This is a genomic window from Vibrio sp. R15-SG3-ISO1B, from assembly GCF_059833835.1.
Genome location: NZ_JCBDGG010000041.1, coordinates 39,794 through 51,964, shown reverse-complemented (window position 1 = coordinate 51,964; position 12,171 = coordinate 39,794). Strand labels below are relative to the sequence as shown.

The following is a 12,171-nucleotide window of genomic DNA, read 5'->3' as shown; positions in this document are numbered from 1 at the left end:
AGTAGATGATGGAAGCAGTAGCTAAACATAACTTTGCTCGCATTTCGCCTCAGAAAGCTCGCTTAGTTGCAGATCAAATTCGTGGTAAATCAGTTGATCAAGCTCTAGAAATCTTGACGTTCAGCAACAAAAAAGCGGCTGAACTGATCAAGAAAGTTCTTGAATCAGCTATCGCGAACGCGGAGCACAACGAAGGTGCAGATATCGACGATCTATCAGTCGCTAAAATCTTCGTAGATGAAGGCCCGATCATGAAGCGTATTATGCCTCGTGCTAAAGGTCGTGCGGATCGTATCTTGAAGCGTTCAAGCCACATCACTGTTGTTGTTGCAGACGCTTGAGACTAGGAGAGTAAGCAATGGGTCAAAAAGTACATCCTAATGGTATTCGTCTAGGCATCGTTAAGCCTTGGAATGCTACATGGTTTGCTAACACCAAAGAATTCGCTGACAACCTAGACGGCGACTTCAAGGTACGTCAGTTCCTAACTAAGGAACTTTCGAAAGCGTCTCTTTCACGTATCGTTATCGAGCGTCCTGCTAAGAGCATCCGTGTGACTATTCACACTGCTCGTCCAGGCGTTGTTATCGGTAAGAAAGGTGAAGACGTTGAGAAGCTACGCGCAGCTGTAGCTAAAATTGCAGGTGTACCAGCGCAAATTAACATCGCTGAAGTACGTAAGCCTGAACTGGATGCGCAACTTGTTGGTGACAGCATCGCGTCTCAGCTAGAGCGTCGTGTGATGTTCCGTCGTGCTATGAAGCGCGCGGTACAAAACGCAATGCGTCTAGGTGCTAAAGGTATCAAAGTGGAAGTAAGCGGTCGTCTAGGCGGCGCTGAAATCGCACGTTCAGAGTGGTACCGTGAAGGCCGTGTGCCTCTACACACTCTACGTGCTGACATTGATTACGCAACTTCTTCGGCTCACACCCAATACGGTGTAATCGGCATTAAAGTTTGGATCTTCAAAGGTGAGATCCTAGGCGGCATGCCAGCAGCTAACGCTGTAGAGCCTAAAGGCGACAAGCCTAAGAAGCAGCGCAAAGGCCGTAAGTAAGGAGTCGACAGATGCTACAACCTAAACGTACTAAGTTCCGTAAGGTTCAGACTGGTCGTAACCGTGGTCTAGCTAAAGGTACTGATGTAAGCTTCGGCGAATTCGGTCTTAAAGCTGTTGGCCGTGGTCGTCTAACTGCTCGTCAAATCGAAGCGGCACGTCGTGCAATGACACGTCACGTTAAGCGTCAAGGTAAAATCTGGATCCGTGTGTTCCCAGACAAGCCTATCACAGAGAAACCACTTGAAGTTCGTCAAGGTAAGGGTAAAGGTAACGTTGAGTACTGGGTAGCCCAAATCCAACCTGGTAAGGTGATGTACGAAATGGGTGGTGTACCTGAAGAATTGGCACGTGAAGCGTTCCGCCTAGCGGCTCGTAAACTGCCATTCAAGACGACATTTGTAACTAAGCAGGTGATGTGATGAAAGCACAAGATCTACGCGAAAAAAGCGTTGAAGAGCTAAATGCAGAGCTTCTAGGTTTGCTACGTGAACAGTTCAACTTGCGCATGCAAGCTGCGACTGGTCAACTACAGCAAACTCATACTCTGAAAGCTGTACGCCGTGATATCGCACGTGTGAAAACTGTTTTGACTGAGAAGGCAGGCGCATAATGAGCGAAGTAAAACGTACTCAACAAGGTCGTGTTATCAGCGACAAGATGGACAAGTCTATCACTGTTGCTATCGAGCGTTTCGTAAAACACCCAATTTACGGTAAGTTCGTAAAACGCACGACAAAAGTACACGCACATGACGAGAACAACGAATGTGGCCTAGGCGACAAAGTTGAAATCGCAGAGTGTCGTCCACTGTCTAAGACTAAGTCTTGGACTTTGGTGAAAGTTGTAGAAAAAGCGAAGATGTAATCTCGTTAATTCTATGATGAAACGGCTCCAAAAAGTTTTTTTGGGGCCGTTTATTTTTTGACTACCCAAGTGAAAAAAAGGGTGGTACAATTCGCGTCCCTTTTAAAGAGGCAGCCCGACCCGTGAGGGTCTAGTTTTTTTATATATTTAGCGGAGCACTAACATGATCCAAATGCAAAGTATGCTGGACGCAGCTGATAACTCAGGCGCTCGCAGCGTAATGTGTATTAAGGTTCTGGGTGGCTCTCACCGCCGTTATGCACATATCGGTGACATCATCAAAGTTACTGTTAAGGAAGCAATTCCTCGCGGTAAAGTTAAAAAAGGTGATGTACTGAAGGCGGTGGTAGTTCGCACCCGTAAAGGCGTACGTCGTCCAGACGGTTCTGTCATTCGCTTCGACCGTAATGCTTGCGTACTGTTAAATGACAATACTGAGCAACCAATCGGTACACGTATCTTTGGTCCTGTGACACGCGAACTTCGTAACGATAAGTTCATGAAGATCGTTTCACTGGCTCCAGAAGTTCTGTAAGGAGCACGTAAAGATGGCAGCTAAAATCCGTCGTAATGACGAAGTAATCGTTCTTGCTGGTAAAGATAAAGGCAAGAAAGGTAAAGTAACTAAGGTCCTAGCTACTGGTAAAGTTATCGTTGAAGGTATCAACCTTGTTAAGAAACACCAGAAACCTGTTCCTGCTATGGGTATCCAAGGCGGTATCGTAGAGCAAGAAGCAGCAATCGACGTTTCTAACGTGGCGATTTTCAACGCAGCTACTGGTAAAGCTGACCGTATCGGTTTCCGTATCGAAGATGGCAAGAAAGTTCGTTTCTTCAAGTCTAACGGCGAAACTGTTTCTAACTAATAGAAAGTAATTTGGAGTTCTACTATGGCGAAACTGCATGATTACTACAAGTCGTCTGTAGTCGCTGAACTGACCAAACAGTTCGGTTACTCAAGCGTCATGCAAGTCCCTAGAATCGAGAAAATCACCCTTAACATGGGTGTTGGTGAAGCAATCAACGACAAGAAACTGCTAGAAAACGCAGCATCTGATATGGCAACGATCTCTGGTCAAAAGCCACTTATCACTAAAGCGCGTAAATCTGTTGCAGGCTTCAAAATTCGTGAAGGCTACCCTATCGGTTGTAAAGTAACCTTGCGTGGCGAACGTATGTGGGATTTTCTTGAGCGTCTAATTTCGATCGCTCTTCCACGTGTACGTGACTTCCGTGGTGTTAGCGCTAAGTCTTTTGACGGTCGCGGTAACTACAGCATGGGCGTTCGCGAGCAAATCATCTTCCCGGAAATCGACTTTGATAAAGTTGATCGAGTACGCGGTCTAGACATCACTATTACGACGTCTGCTGGTACTGATGAGGAAGGCCGTGCTCTGCTGGCTGCCTTTAACTTCCCATTCCGTAAGTAAGGTGAAGGGTTACTGTTATGGCTAAAAATTCTATGAAAGCACGTGAAGCAAAGCGTGCGAAGCTTGTAGCTAAGTTCGCTGAAAAGCGTGCGGCTCTTAAAGCTATCATCAGCGATGTAAACGCATCTGAAGAAGATCGTTGGGATGCAGTGCTTAAACTGCAAACTCTTCCACGTGATTCAAGTGCATCACGTCAGCGCAACCGTTGTAACCAAACTGGTCGTCCACACGGTTACCTACGTAAGTTCGGTCTAAGCCGTATCAAAGTTCGCGAAGCTTGCATGAAAGGCGAGATTCCTGGACTTCGTAAGGCTAGCTGGTAATTGCCACTTAATCATTTGGAGTAAATCATATGAGCATGCAAGATCCGATTTCGGATATGCTGACCCGCATTCGTAACGGTCAGGCAGCAGACAAAGTCTCTGTTAAAATGCCTTCTTCAAAGCTTAAAGTTGCAATTGCTGCACTACTAAAAGCTGAAGGTTACATCGTTGATTTCGCTGTTGAAGGCGAAGTAAAACCTGAGCTAGAAGTTACTCTTAAGTACTTCCAAGCGAAACCAGTAATCGAGCAACTTAAACGTGTTTCTCGTCCAGGTCTACGTGTTTACAAGAAGAAAGATGAACTTCCTTCTGTAATGGGTGGTCTTGGTGTTGCTATCGTTTCAACTTCCAAGGGTCTGATGTCAGACCGTGCTGCACGTAAAGCAGGTCTTGGTGGTGAAATCATCGCTTACGTAGCGTAATAGGAGTAGAAAATGTCTCGTGTTGCTAAAGCACCTGTCGCTATTCCAGCTGGCGTAGAGGTGAAACTGAACGGCCAAGAAATCACTGTAAAAGGTGCGAAGGGCGAACTAACACGCGTTCTTAACGACGCTGTTGTTATCGCTCAGGAAGAAAACAACCTTACTTTCGGTCCTAAAGAAGGTGTTGCTAACGCATGGGCTCAAGCAGGTACTGCTCGCGCTCTAGTGAACAACATGGTTGTTGGTGTTACTGAAGGCTTTACCAAGAAGCTAACTCTTAAAGGTGTTGGTTACCGTGCTGCTATCAAAGGCAACGCTGTAGGTCTAACACTAGGCTTCTCTCACCCAGTTGAGCACGAGTTGCCAGCGGGTATCAAAGCTGAGTGTCCAAGCCAAACTGAAATTGTTATCACTGGTTGTGACAAACAACTAGTTGGTCAAGTTGCGGCTGACATTCGTTCTTACCGTGAGCCTGAGCCATACAAAGGCAAAGGTGTTCGTTACGCAGATGAAAATGTGCGTACTAAAGAAGCTAAGAAGAAGTAAGGTAACACTATGGATAAGAAAGCATCTCGCATCCGTCGTGCTACACGCGCACGTCGTAAGATTGCAGAACTGGGTGCAACTCGCCTAGTAGTACACCGTACTCCTCGTCACGTGTACGCACAGGTTATCGCATCAAACGGCTCTGAGGTAATCGCAGCAGCTTCTACTGTAGAAAAAGCGATCCGTGAGCAAGTGAAGAACACTGGTAACATCGATGCAGCAAAAGCAGTAGGTAAAGCTATTGCAGAGCGCGCGCTTGAAAAAGGCGTTGACGCAGTTGCATTTGATCGTTCTGGTTTCCAATACCACGGTCGAGTAGCGGCGCTAGCAGAATCTGCTCGCGAAGCTGGTCTGAAATTCTAAGGTAGGGTTGGAAGATGGCTAAAGAACAACAAGTTCAAGCGAATGATTTGCAAGAAAAGCTAATCGCAGTTAACCGTGTATCTAAAACGGTTAAAGGCGGTCGAATCATGAGCTTTACTGCACTAACTGTAGTTGGTGACGGTAACGGTCGCGTAGGTTTCGGTTACGGCAAAGCCCGTGAAGTACCTGCAGCGATTCAAAAAGCAATGGAAAAAGCACGTCGTAACATGACTACGATCGCGCTTAACGAAGGCACACTTTTCCACCCGGTAAAAGGTCGCCACTCGGGCTCTAAAGTTTACATGCAGCCAGCGGCTGAAGGTACAGGTGTTATCGCAGGTGGTGCGATGCGTGCAGTACTAGAAGTAGCAGGTGTACACAACGTACTATCTAAAGCATACGGTTCTACGAACCCTATCAACATCGTTCGTGCGACGATCGATGCGCTAGGTAGCATGAAGTCACCAGACATGGTTGCTGCTAAACGTGGTCTAACTGTTGAATCTATTTCGGAGTAAGAACACCATGGCAACTATTAAAGTTACTCAAACTAAAAGCTCAATTGGTCGCCTACCAAAGCACAAAGCTACTTTGCGTGGTCTGGGCCTTCGTAAAATCAACCATACAGTAGAACTTGAAGATACTCCGTGTGTACGCGGTATGATCAACAAGGTTTACTACATGGTTAAAGTTGAGGAGTAATCAGAATGCGTTTGAATACTCTAGCACCGGCTGCGGGCGCTAAGACTCCTGCGAAGCGAGTTGGCCGTGGTATCGGTTCTGGCCTTGGTAAAACTGGTGGCCGTGGTCACAAAGGTCAAAAATCACGTTCTGGCGGCAGTGTTCGTCCAGGTTTTGAAGGCGGTCAGATGCCTCTAAAACAACGTCTACCTAAGTTCGGTTTCACTTCTCGTAAGAGCCTAGTGTCTGCTGAAGTTCGTCTAGCTGAGCTAGCGAAAGTAACAGGTGACGTGGTTGACCTAAACAGCCTTAAAGCTGCTAACGTCATCACTAAGAACATCGAATTTGTAAAAGTTGTTCTTTCTGGTGAAATTAACAAAGCAGTGACTGTTAAAGGTCTACGTGTGACTAAAGGCGCTAAAGCTGCAATCGAAGCTGCTGGCGGTAAAATCGAAGAATAATCTTCGAAGGAAGGGTACAGATGGCTAAAAAACCAGGACAAGATTTTAGTAGTGCAAAGAATGGATTGGCGGAATTAAAGTCGCGTTTATTGTTCGTTTTAGGCGCACTTTTGGTATTCCGTGCAGGTTCCTTTGTACCACTACCTGGTATTGATGCTGCTGTACTTGCCCAATTGTTCGAACAGCAAAAAGGTACCATCGTAGAGATGTTTAACATGTTCTCCGGTGGTGCTCTTGAGCGTGCATCTATATTAGCGTTGGGCATCATGCCGTACATTTCGGCATCGATTGTTGTCCAACTGCTAACTGTAGTTCATCCAGCGTTAGCTGAACTCAAAAAAGAGGGTGAAGCAGGCCGTCGTAAGATAAGCCAATATACACGCTACGGCACGCTTGTACTTGCAACCTTCCAAGCTATTGGTATTGCAACAGGCCTACCAAACATGGTCGACAATCTGGTTGTTATCAACCAAACCATGTTTACGCTTATTGCGACCGTAAGTTTAGTAACCGGTACCATGTTCCTTATGTGGTTAGGTGAACAAATTACAGAGCGCGGAATTGGTAACGGTATCTCGTTGCTGATCTTTGCAGGTATTGTTGCTGGATTGCCTTCGGCAATCGGCCAAACAATTGAGCAAGCGCGTCAAGGTGAATTGCATGTACTTCTTCTGCTGTTGATTGCTGTATTGTCTTTCGCTGTCATTTACTTTGTTGTTTTCATGGAACGTGGTCAACGTCGTATCGTTGTCAACTACGCGAAGCGTCAACAAGGTCGCAAAGTATTTGCTGCGCAAAGTACGCATCTGCCATTAAAAATTAATATGGCCGGTGTTATTCCAGCAATCTTCGCTTCGAGCATTATCCTGTTCCCAGGAACATTGGCTCAGTGGTTCGGTCAGAACGGTGAGAGCAGCGCGTTCGGTTGGTTAACTGACGTGTCTTTGGCTCTTAGCCCAGGTCAACCTCTGTATGTAATGCTTTATGCAGCAGCGATTATTTTCTTCTGTTTCTTCTACACGGCGTTGGTATTCAACCCGCGTGAAACAGCAGATAACTTGAAGAAGTCAGGTGCATTCGTACCCGGCATCCGCCCAGGTGAGCAGACAGCTAAGTACATTGATAAAGTAATGACGCGACTAACCCTTGCGGGCGCGCTTTACATTACCTTTATCTGTCTGATTCCGGAGTTCATGATGGTCGCATGGAACGTACGTTTCTACTTCGGCGGTACATCACTACTTATCGTAGTTGTTGTTATCATGGACTTTATGGCACAGGTACAGACTCATATGATGTCTCAACAATATGATTCTGTGTTGAAGAAAGCGAATCTGAAAGGTTATGGCCGTTAATTCGGCGGTAGTCTCAGATTTCATTTACGGAGTTTAGCAATGAAAGTTCGTGCTTCCGTTAAAAAAATCTGCCGTAACTGTAAAGTTATCAAGCGTAACGGTGTCGTTCGCGTGATTTGCAGTGAGCCAAAGCACAAGCAGCGCCAAGGCTAATTAGCAGAAATTTTTACTTGAAATAGAAGGTTAGGTCGAGTATATTCCTCGGCCTACCTTTTGCGTGCAAAAGAAGTAGTATTCCGCAACGTATCCATAACGGGCTTTGTTGCGGCTAATTCTTTTTAAGAAACACTAGGAGTGAATAATGGCCCGTATTGCAGGCATTAACATTCCTGATCAGAAACATGCTGTGATTGCACTAACGTCAATCTACGGCATCGGTAAAACTCGCTCTCAAGCTATCCTAGCTGAAGTGGGTATTGCTGAAGATGTTAAGATCAGTGAACTAACTGAAGAGCAGATCGATCAACTGCGTGATGGTGTAGCTAAGTACACTGTAGAAGGTGATCTACGTCGTGAAGTATCTATGAACATCAAGCGTCTTATGGACCTTGGTTGTTACCGTGGTCTTCGTCATCGTCGCAGTCTACCACTACGTGGACAGCGTACTAAAACCAACGCTCGCACCCGTAAGGGTCCGCGTAAGCCGATCAAGAAATAATCGGGAAGGTAGAGTACAATGGCTAAACAACCAACTCGCGCTCGTAAGCGCGTACGCAAGCAAGTTGCAGATGGCGTAGCGCACATCCATGCTTCTTTCAACAACACAATCGTAACCATCACTGACCGTCAAGGTAACGCACTAGCTTGGGCTACTGCAGGTGGTTCAGGTTTCCGTGGTTCTCGTAAGTCTACTCCGTTCGCTGCACAGGTTGCTGCTGAGCGTTGTGCTGAAATGGCTAAAGAATACGGTCTAAAGAACTTGGAAGTTATGGTTAAGGGTCCAGGTCCAGGTCGTGAATCTACTGTTCGCGCACTGAACGCTGCTGGTTTCCGCATCACAAACATTGTTGATGCTACACCAATCCCTCATAACGGTTGTCGTCCACCTAAGAAACGTCGCGTATAACGTTTTTTAGATTACTGGAGAAAGATCATGGCAAGATATTTGGGTCCTAAGCTGAAGCTTAGCCGTCGCGAAGGTACTGACTTATTCCTTAAGTCTGGTGTACGCGCGATCGATACCAAGTGTAAAATTGATAACGCACCAGGTGTACACGGCGCTCGTCGCGGTCGTCTATCTGAGTATGGCGTTCAGCTTCGTGAGAAGCAAAAAGTTCGTCGTATGTACGGCGTTCTAGAAAAACAATTCCGTAACTACTACAAAGAAGCTGCTCGCCTTAAAGGCAACACAGGTGAAAACCTGCTTCAGCTTCTTGAAGGTCGTCTTGATAACGTAGTTTACCGCATGGGCTTTGGTGCAACTCGCGCAGAAGCACGTCAGCTAGTTAGCCACAAAGCTATTCTAGTTAACGGTAAAGTGGTAAACGTTCCTTCTTTCAAAGTTGCGGCTAACGACGTTGTTTCTATTCGCGAAAAAGCGAAACAGCAATCTCGCATCAAAGGTGCACTAGAAGTTGCTGAACAACGCGAAAAACCAACTTGGATTGAAGTAGATGGCACTAAGATGGAAGGTACGTTCAAGCGTCTGCCTGAGCGTTCTGATCTGTCTGCTGACATCAACGAACAACTGATCGTCGAGCTTTACTCTAAGTAAGGTTTAAACTAAAGAGAGGACACAATGCAGGGTTCTGTAACAGAATTTCTTAAGCCACGTCTGGTTGACATCGAACAAGTCAGCACGACACACGCAAAAGTAACTCTTGAGCCATTAGAGCGTGGCTTTGGTCACACTCTAGGTAATGCACTTCGCCGTATTTTACTTTCGTCTATGCCAGGTTGCGCAGTGACTGAAGTTGAAATTGAAGGCGTTCTGCACGAGTACAGCACTAAAGAAGGCGTTCAAGAAGATATTCTTGAAATTCTTCTAAACCTTAAAGGTTTGGCTGTTCGCGTTGCCGAAGGCAAAGATGAAGTGTTTATTACACTGAACAAATCAGGCTCAGGCCCTGTGGTTGCAGGTGACATCACCCATGATGGTGATGTAGAGATCGCTAACCCAGAACACGTAATTTGTCACCTAACGGATGACAACGCTGAGATCGCTATGCGTATCAAAGTTGAACGTGGTCGCGGTTACGTTCCAGCTTCAGCTCGTATCCATACTGAAGAAGATGAGCGTCCAATTGGCCGCCTACTGGTTGACGCTACGTACAGCCCAGTAGACAAGATTGCTTACGCTGTTGAAGCCGCTCGTGTAGAGCAGCGTACAGACTTAGACAAGCTTGTTATCGACATGGAAACGAACGGAACTCTAGACCCTGAGGAAGCAATCCGTCGCGCAGCAACTATTCTTGCTGAGCAATTGGATGCGTTCGTAGATCTTCGTGATGTACGTGTACCTGAGGAGAAGGAAGAGAAGCCAGAATTCGATCCGATCCTACTGCGTCCTGTAGACGATCTTGAACTAACAGTTCGCTCTGCTAACTGTCTGAAAGCAGAAGCGATTCACTACATCGGTGATCTTGTACAGCGCACTGAGGTTGAGCTACTTAAAACGCCAAACCTTGGTAAAAAATCTCTTACTGAGATTAAAGACGTACTTGCATCACGTGGTCTGTCTCTGGGCATGCGCCTAGAAAACTGGCCACCAGCGTCTATCGCTGAAGATTAATCGATACTAGTTAGAAGGATTAGGTCATGCGCCATCGTAAGAGTGGTCGTCAACTCAACCGCAACAGCTCACATCGCAAAGCGATGTTCAGCAACATGGCTAGCTCTCTAGTACGTCATGAAGTTATCAAGACTACTTTGCCAAAAGCAAAAGAGCTACGTCGCGTAGTTGAGCCTTTGATTACACTAGCTAAGACTGACAGCGTTGCTAACCGTCGTCTAGCATTTGCACGTACTCGTGACAACGAAGTAGTTGCAAAACTATTTAACGAACTAGGTCCACGTTTTGCTGCTCGTCAGGGCGGTTACACTCGTATCCTAAAAGCTGGCTTCCGTGCTGGTGATAAAGCTCCAATGGCTTACATTGAGCTTGTTGATCGCCCAGCTGCTGAAGAAGCTGCTGAGTAATCAGTTCGTATAACGAAAAAGCCGAGCGTTAGCTCGGCTTTTTTGTGCCTGTCGTATAGGTAATGTCTCTGTACGTTATCTCATCGAGACATCAAGATTTAATGCAGAGCACCACTCTACTCACTGACGACTATTCTAAATCGGTCCAGAGTCCACCGAGCGAGCCTAATAGATTGTCACTGGCGCCTTGGTCGCCAAGATAGCCAAGGATCACAGGTGCAAATTGGCTGATCATCGAAGGGTCTAGGCCCACTTTATCAAAGACGCCGCGCACCGCCTCGATACTTTCAAGTTGACTAAAGAGCCCACCCGCATCGTTGAGTTGCGAGAGGCCAGGTACTAAAGACTCTAATTCGTTGCTGTTTGCAGAAGATAACTGACTTTGTGCGAACGCCAACAGTGCGCCGCCGCCCGCTGTCGCTTGTTCGCTGGTCACAGGAAGCTGACTGGTCAACAGCTCGCTTATTGGTGAAGATTGCAGGTTGAGCCCTTGGCTAACCATGTCCATCAAACCCTCTTGGCTTGATTTTTCAGTAATGGAATTGAGAAAGGCGTGCGCTTGTCCGGCAGACAGAGCCAGCAGCGCCGCAGTAAGAAGGTGTTTGCGCATAGAGCCTCCATGCAGTGTTCGCTTTAACACTCTGATAGGCCAGAGTGATTGAATGGATCAATGGGTATATTGCTTCCATAAGCGATACTTGTATCACACTCATCTCACAGTGAATAGAGCCATCTCTGCGTCAAGATGAAAAAAAGCGGCGCTCATAGAGCACCGCTGTCTGTCTTGAACTTTCGGCTGTTCTGCCAGGCTATTACAGGATAGCCAGCAATTCGACTTCGAAGACCAAGGCTGCGAATGGAGGGATCGCCGCACCAGCGCCGCGCTCACCATAGGCAAGGTCTTGAGGAATGTACAGTTTCCACTTTGAGCCAACAGGCATCAGTTGTAGGGCTTCTACCCAACCTTTGATCACGCCAGTAACTGGGAATTCTGCTGGTTGGCCACGAGACACTGAGCTGTCAAATACCGTACCGTCAGTCAATTCACCGTGGTAGTGAACGCGAACTTGCTTGTCTGAAGTTGGGATTTCACCCGTACCTTCAGTGATGATTTCGTACTGAAGACCTGACTCTAGTACGGTCACTTCTGGACGTAGAGCGTTGTCTTTTAGGAAGGCTTCGCCATCTGCCGCCGCCGCTTTTGCCGCTTCTTGACGTACTGCTTCTGCACGAGTGTGCAGCTCTTGCAGCGCTTTGTTGATTTCGTCTACTTCGATTGCTGGCATGTCACCAACCAATGCTGTTGCGATACCCGCAGCAATGGCGTCAACGTTTAGGCCGTCAAGACCAGAACCCGCAAGTTGTTGACCCATTTGTAGGCCGATTCCGTAGCTGGCTTTTTGCTCTACAGTTTCAAATTTCACTTCAGACATGATGTCTCTCTTGTTGGGTGTATAAAGTCATCAAGTCTACCAGTTCTCACACAGTGATGAAACGATAGCGCCCTTTTAACTATCACTCTCGGGGG

Annotated in this window: 24 protein-coding genes; 22 read left to right on the top strand and 2 right to left on the bottom strand. The window is 46.7% G+C overall.

All coding sequences use genetic code 11. The annotated features are described in order from the left end of the window. Positions 1-8 precede the first annotated feature (8 nt). The 22 genes from rplV to rplQ all read left to right on the top strand — a co-directional run bounded on the left by rplV (position 9) and on the right by rplQ (position 10,643). Entirely contained in the window at positions 9-341 is a 333-nt protein-coding gene (rplV, locus tag AC6R0S_RS12170) for a 50S ribosomal protein L22 (protein ID WP_334554973.1), read from the top strand. A 17-nt stretch (positions 342-358) separates the two neighbouring features. Beyond that, the gene (gene rpsC / locus AC6R0S_RS12165; RefSeq protein ID WP_334554625.1) at positions 359-1,057 is read left to right on the top strand and encodes a 30S ribosomal protein S3; all 699 of its coding nucleotides are present in this window, start codon (positions 359-361) and stop codon (positions 1,055-1,057) included. An 11-nt stretch (positions 1,058-1,068) separates the two neighbouring features. Further along, positions 1,069-1,479, top strand: a complete 411-nt coding sequence (gene rplP / locus AC6R0S_RS12160; RefSeq protein WP_005379577.1) for a 50S ribosomal protein L16 — start codon at positions 1,069-1,071, stop codon at positions 1,477-1,479. Further along, a complete protein-coding gene (rpmC, locus tag AC6R0S_RS12155) occupies positions 1,479-1,670 on the top strand; it encodes a 50S ribosomal protein L29 (protein ID WP_334554623.1) in 192 nt (63 codons plus the stop codon). Before rplP ends, rpmC begins: the two co-directional genes overlap by 1 nt. Continuing rightward, complete coding sequence (rpsQ, locus tag AC6R0S_RS12150; protein WP_500627519.1) at positions 1,670-1,924, top strand: 30S ribosomal protein S17; 255 nt, start codon at positions 1,670-1,672, stop codon at positions 1,922-1,924. The genes rpmC and rpsQ overlap by 1 nt, the downstream gene beginning before the upstream one ends. 163 nt (positions 1,925-2,087) lie before the next feature. After that, positions 2,088-2,459 (top strand): 50S ribosomal protein L14, encoded by a 372-nt coding sequence (gene rplN, locus AC6R0S_RS12145; protein WP_334554619.1) that lies wholly within the window; start codon positions 2,088-2,090, stop codon positions 2,457-2,459. Positions 2,460-2,472: 13 nt separating this feature from the next. Further along, a complete protein-coding gene (gene rplX, locus AC6R0S_RS12140; protein WP_334554617.1) occupies positions 2,473-2,790 on the top strand; it encodes a 50S ribosomal protein L24 in 318 nt (105 codons plus the stop codon). 24 nt (positions 2,791-2,814) lie between these two features. Continuing rightward, a complete protein-coding gene (gene rplE, locus AC6R0S_RS12135) occupies positions 2,815-3,354 on the top strand; it encodes a 50S ribosomal protein L5 (RefSeq protein WP_334554615.1) in 540 nt (179 codons plus the stop codon). A 17-nt stretch (positions 3,355-3,371) separates the two neighbouring features. Then, positions 3,372-3,677 carry a 30S ribosomal protein S14 gene (gene rpsN / locus AC6R0S_RS12130; RefSeq protein WP_334554612.1) on the top strand — a complete coding sequence of 102 codons (306 nt, stop codon included), beginning with the start codon at positions 3,372-3,374 and terminating at the stop codon, positions 3,675-3,677. Positions 3,678-3,706: 29 nt separating this feature from the next. Then, the gene (gene rpsH, locus AC6R0S_RS12125) at positions 3,707-4,099 is read left to right on the top strand and encodes a 30S ribosomal protein S8 (RefSeq protein WP_500627520.1); all 393 of its coding nucleotides are present in this window, start codon (positions 3,707-3,709) and stop codon (positions 4,097-4,099) included. 12 nt (positions 4,100-4,111) lie between these two features. Further along, positions 4,112-4,645, top strand: coding sequence for a 50S ribosomal protein L6 (gene rplF, locus AC6R0S_RS12120; protein WP_334554608.1), 534 nt, complete (start codon positions 4,112-4,114; stop codon positions 4,643-4,645). A 9-nt stretch (positions 4,646-4,654) separates the two neighbouring features. Continuing rightward, on the top strand, positions 4,655-5,008 hold the full coding sequence (gene rplR, locus AC6R0S_RS12115; RefSeq protein ID WP_334554606.1) for a 50S ribosomal protein L18: 354 nt from the start codon (positions 4,655-4,657) through the stop codon (positions 5,006-5,008). 14 nt (positions 5,009-5,022) lie between these two features. Next, entirely contained in the window at positions 5,023-5,526 is a 504-nt protein-coding gene (gene rpsE, locus AC6R0S_RS12110; RefSeq protein WP_500627521.1) for a 30S ribosomal protein S5, read from the top strand. A gap of 7 nt (positions 5,527-5,533) precedes the next feature. Next, entirely contained in the window at positions 5,534-5,710 is a 177-nt protein-coding gene (gene rpmD, locus AC6R0S_RS12105) for a 50S ribosomal protein L30 (protein ID WP_000201159.1), read from the top strand. 5 nt (positions 5,711-5,715) lie between these two features. Beyond that, positions 5,716-6,150 (top strand): 50S ribosomal protein L15, encoded by a 435-nt coding sequence (rplO, locus tag AC6R0S_RS12100; RefSeq protein WP_500627522.1) that lies wholly within the window; start codon positions 5,716-5,718, stop codon positions 6,148-6,150. A gap of 20 nt (positions 6,151-6,170) precedes the next feature. Beyond that, positions 6,171-7,505, top strand: a complete 1,335-nt coding sequence (gene secY, locus AC6R0S_RS12095; RefSeq protein WP_500627523.1) for a preprotein translocase subunit SecY — start codon at positions 6,171-6,173, stop codon at positions 7,503-7,505. A gap of 39 nt (positions 7,506-7,544) precedes the next feature. After that, positions 7,545-7,658, top strand: a complete 114-nt coding sequence (gene rpmJ, locus AC6R0S_RS12090; protein WP_000868186.1) for a 50S ribosomal protein L36 — start codon at positions 7,545-7,547, stop codon at positions 7,656-7,658. A gap of 148 nt (positions 7,659-7,806) precedes the next feature. After that, the gene (gene rpsM / locus AC6R0S_RS12085) at positions 7,807-8,163 is read left to right on the top strand and encodes a 30S ribosomal protein S13 (protein ID WP_005435100.1); all 357 of its coding nucleotides are present in this window, start codon (positions 7,807-7,809) and stop codon (positions 8,161-8,163) included. Between the two features lie 18 nt (positions 8,164-8,181). Next, positions 8,182-8,571, top strand: coding sequence for a 30S ribosomal protein S11 (gene rpsK / locus AC6R0S_RS12080; RefSeq protein ID WP_001118870.1), 390 nt, complete (start codon positions 8,182-8,184; stop codon positions 8,569-8,571). Positions 8,572-8,598: 27 nt separating this feature from the next. Further along, positions 8,599-9,219: a 30S ribosomal protein S4 gene (rpsD, locus tag AC6R0S_RS12075; protein WP_334554596.1), complete on the top strand. Its 621-nt coding sequence runs from the start codon at positions 8,599-8,601 to the stop codon at positions 9,217-9,219. 24 nt (positions 9,220-9,243) lie between these two features. Beyond that, positions 9,244-10,236, top strand: a complete 993-nt coding sequence (locus tag AC6R0S_RS12070; protein WP_334554594.1) for a DNA-directed RNA polymerase subunit alpha — start codon at positions 9,244-9,246, stop codon at positions 10,234-10,236. Positions 10,237-10,262: 26 nt separating this feature from the next. Beyond that, complete coding sequence (gene rplQ / locus AC6R0S_RS12065; protein ID WP_005383141.1) at positions 10,263-10,643, top strand: 50S ribosomal protein L17; 381 nt, start codon at positions 10,263-10,265, stop codon at positions 10,641-10,643. Positions 10,644-10,773: 130 nt separating this feature from the next. Here rplQ and AC6R0S_RS12060 read toward each other — a convergent pair whose 3' ends face one another. Beyond that, positions 10,774-11,253 carry a DUF2780 domain-containing protein gene (locus tag AC6R0S_RS12060; RefSeq protein ID WP_500638007.1) on the bottom strand — a complete coding sequence of 160 codons (480 nt, stop codon included), beginning with the start codon at positions 11,251-11,253 and terminating at the stop codon, positions 10,774-10,776. A gap of 202 nt (positions 11,254-11,455) precedes the next feature. Beyond that, positions 11,456-12,076, bottom strand: coding sequence for a BamJ family beta-barrel-assembly machinery protein (gene bamJ, locus AC6R0S_RS12055; protein ID WP_500627525.1), 621 nt, complete (start codon positions 12,074-12,076; stop codon positions 11,456-11,458). Positions 12,077-12,171: the final 95 nt, after the last annotated feature.

Coding starts and splice junctions, on each gene's coding strand:
- rplV (WP_334554973.1), top strand. CDS start 9: ATGGAAGCAGTAGCTAAACATAACTTTGCTCGCATTTCGCCTCAGAAA.
- rpsC (WP_334554625.1), top strand. CDS start 359: ATGGGTCAAAAAGTACATCCTAATGGTATTCGTCTAGGCATCGTTAAG.
- rplP (WP_005379577.1), top strand. CDS start 1,069: ATGCTACAACCTAAACGTACTAAGTTCCGTAAGGTTCAGACTGGTCGT.
- rpmC (WP_334554623.1), top strand. CDS start 1,479: ATGAAAGCACAAGATCTACGCGAAAAAAGCGTTGAAGAGCTAAATGCA.
- rpsQ (WP_500627519.1), top strand. CDS start 1,670: ATGAGCGAAGTAAAACGTACTCAACAAGGTCGTGTTATCAGCGACAAG.
- rplN (WP_334554619.1), top strand. CDS start 2,088: ATGATCCAAATGCAAAGTATGCTGGACGCAGCTGATAACTCAGGCGCT.
- rplX (WP_334554617.1), top strand. CDS start 2,473: ATGGCAGCTAAAATCCGTCGTAATGACGAAGTAATCGTTCTTGCTGGT.
- rplE (WP_334554615.1), top strand. CDS start 2,815: ATGGCGAAACTGCATGATTACTACAAGTCGTCTGTAGTCGCTGAACTG.
- rpsN (WP_334554612.1), top strand. CDS start 3,372: ATGGCTAAAAATTCTATGAAAGCACGTGAAGCAAAGCGTGCGAAGCTT.
- rpsH (WP_500627520.1), top strand. CDS start 3,707: ATGAGCATGCAAGATCCGATTTCGGATATGCTGACCCGCATTCGTAAC.
- rplF (WP_334554608.1), top strand. CDS start 4,112: ATGTCTCGTGTTGCTAAAGCACCTGTCGCTATTCCAGCTGGCGTAGAG.
- rplR (WP_334554606.1), top strand. CDS start 4,655: ATGGATAAGAAAGCATCTCGCATCCGTCGTGCTACACGCGCACGTCGT.
- rpsE (WP_500627521.1), top strand. CDS start 5,023: ATGGCTAAAGAACAACAAGTTCAAGCGAATGATTTGCAAGAAAAGCTA.
- rpmD (WP_000201159.1), top strand. CDS start 5,534: ATGGCAACTATTAAAGTTACTCAAACTAAAAGCTCAATTGGTCGCCTA.
- rplO (WP_500627522.1), top strand. CDS start 5,716: ATGCGTTTGAATACTCTAGCACCGGCTGCGGGCGCTAAGACTCCTGCG.
- secY (WP_500627523.1), top strand. CDS start 6,171: ATGGCTAAAAAACCAGGACAAGATTTTAGTAGTGCAAAGAATGGATTG.
- rpmJ (WP_000868186.1), top strand. CDS start 7,545: ATGAAAGTTCGTGCTTCCGTTAAAAAAATCTGCCGTAACTGTAAAGTT.
- rpsM (WP_005435100.1), top strand. CDS start 7,807: ATGGCCCGTATTGCAGGCATTAACATTCCTGATCAGAAACATGCTGTG.
- rpsK (WP_001118870.1), top strand. CDS start 8,182: ATGGCTAAACAACCAACTCGCGCTCGTAAGCGCGTACGCAAGCAAGTT.
- rpsD (WP_334554596.1), top strand. CDS start 8,599: ATGGCAAGATATTTGGGTCCTAAGCTGAAGCTTAGCCGTCGCGAAGGT.
- AC6R0S_RS12070 (WP_334554594.1), top strand. CDS start 9,244: ATGCAGGGTTCTGTAACAGAATTTCTTAAGCCACGTCTGGTTGACATC.
- rplQ (WP_005383141.1), top strand. CDS start 10,263: ATGCGCCATCGTAAGAGTGGTCGTCAACTCAACCGCAACAGCTCACAT.
- AC6R0S_RS12060 (WP_500638007.1), bottom strand. CDS start 11,253: ATGCGCAAACACCTTCTTACTGCGGCGCTGCTGGCTCTGTCTGCCGGA.
- bamJ (WP_500627525.1), bottom strand. CDS start 12,076: ATGTCTGAAGTGAAATTTGAAACTGTAGAGCAAAAAGCCAGCTACGGA.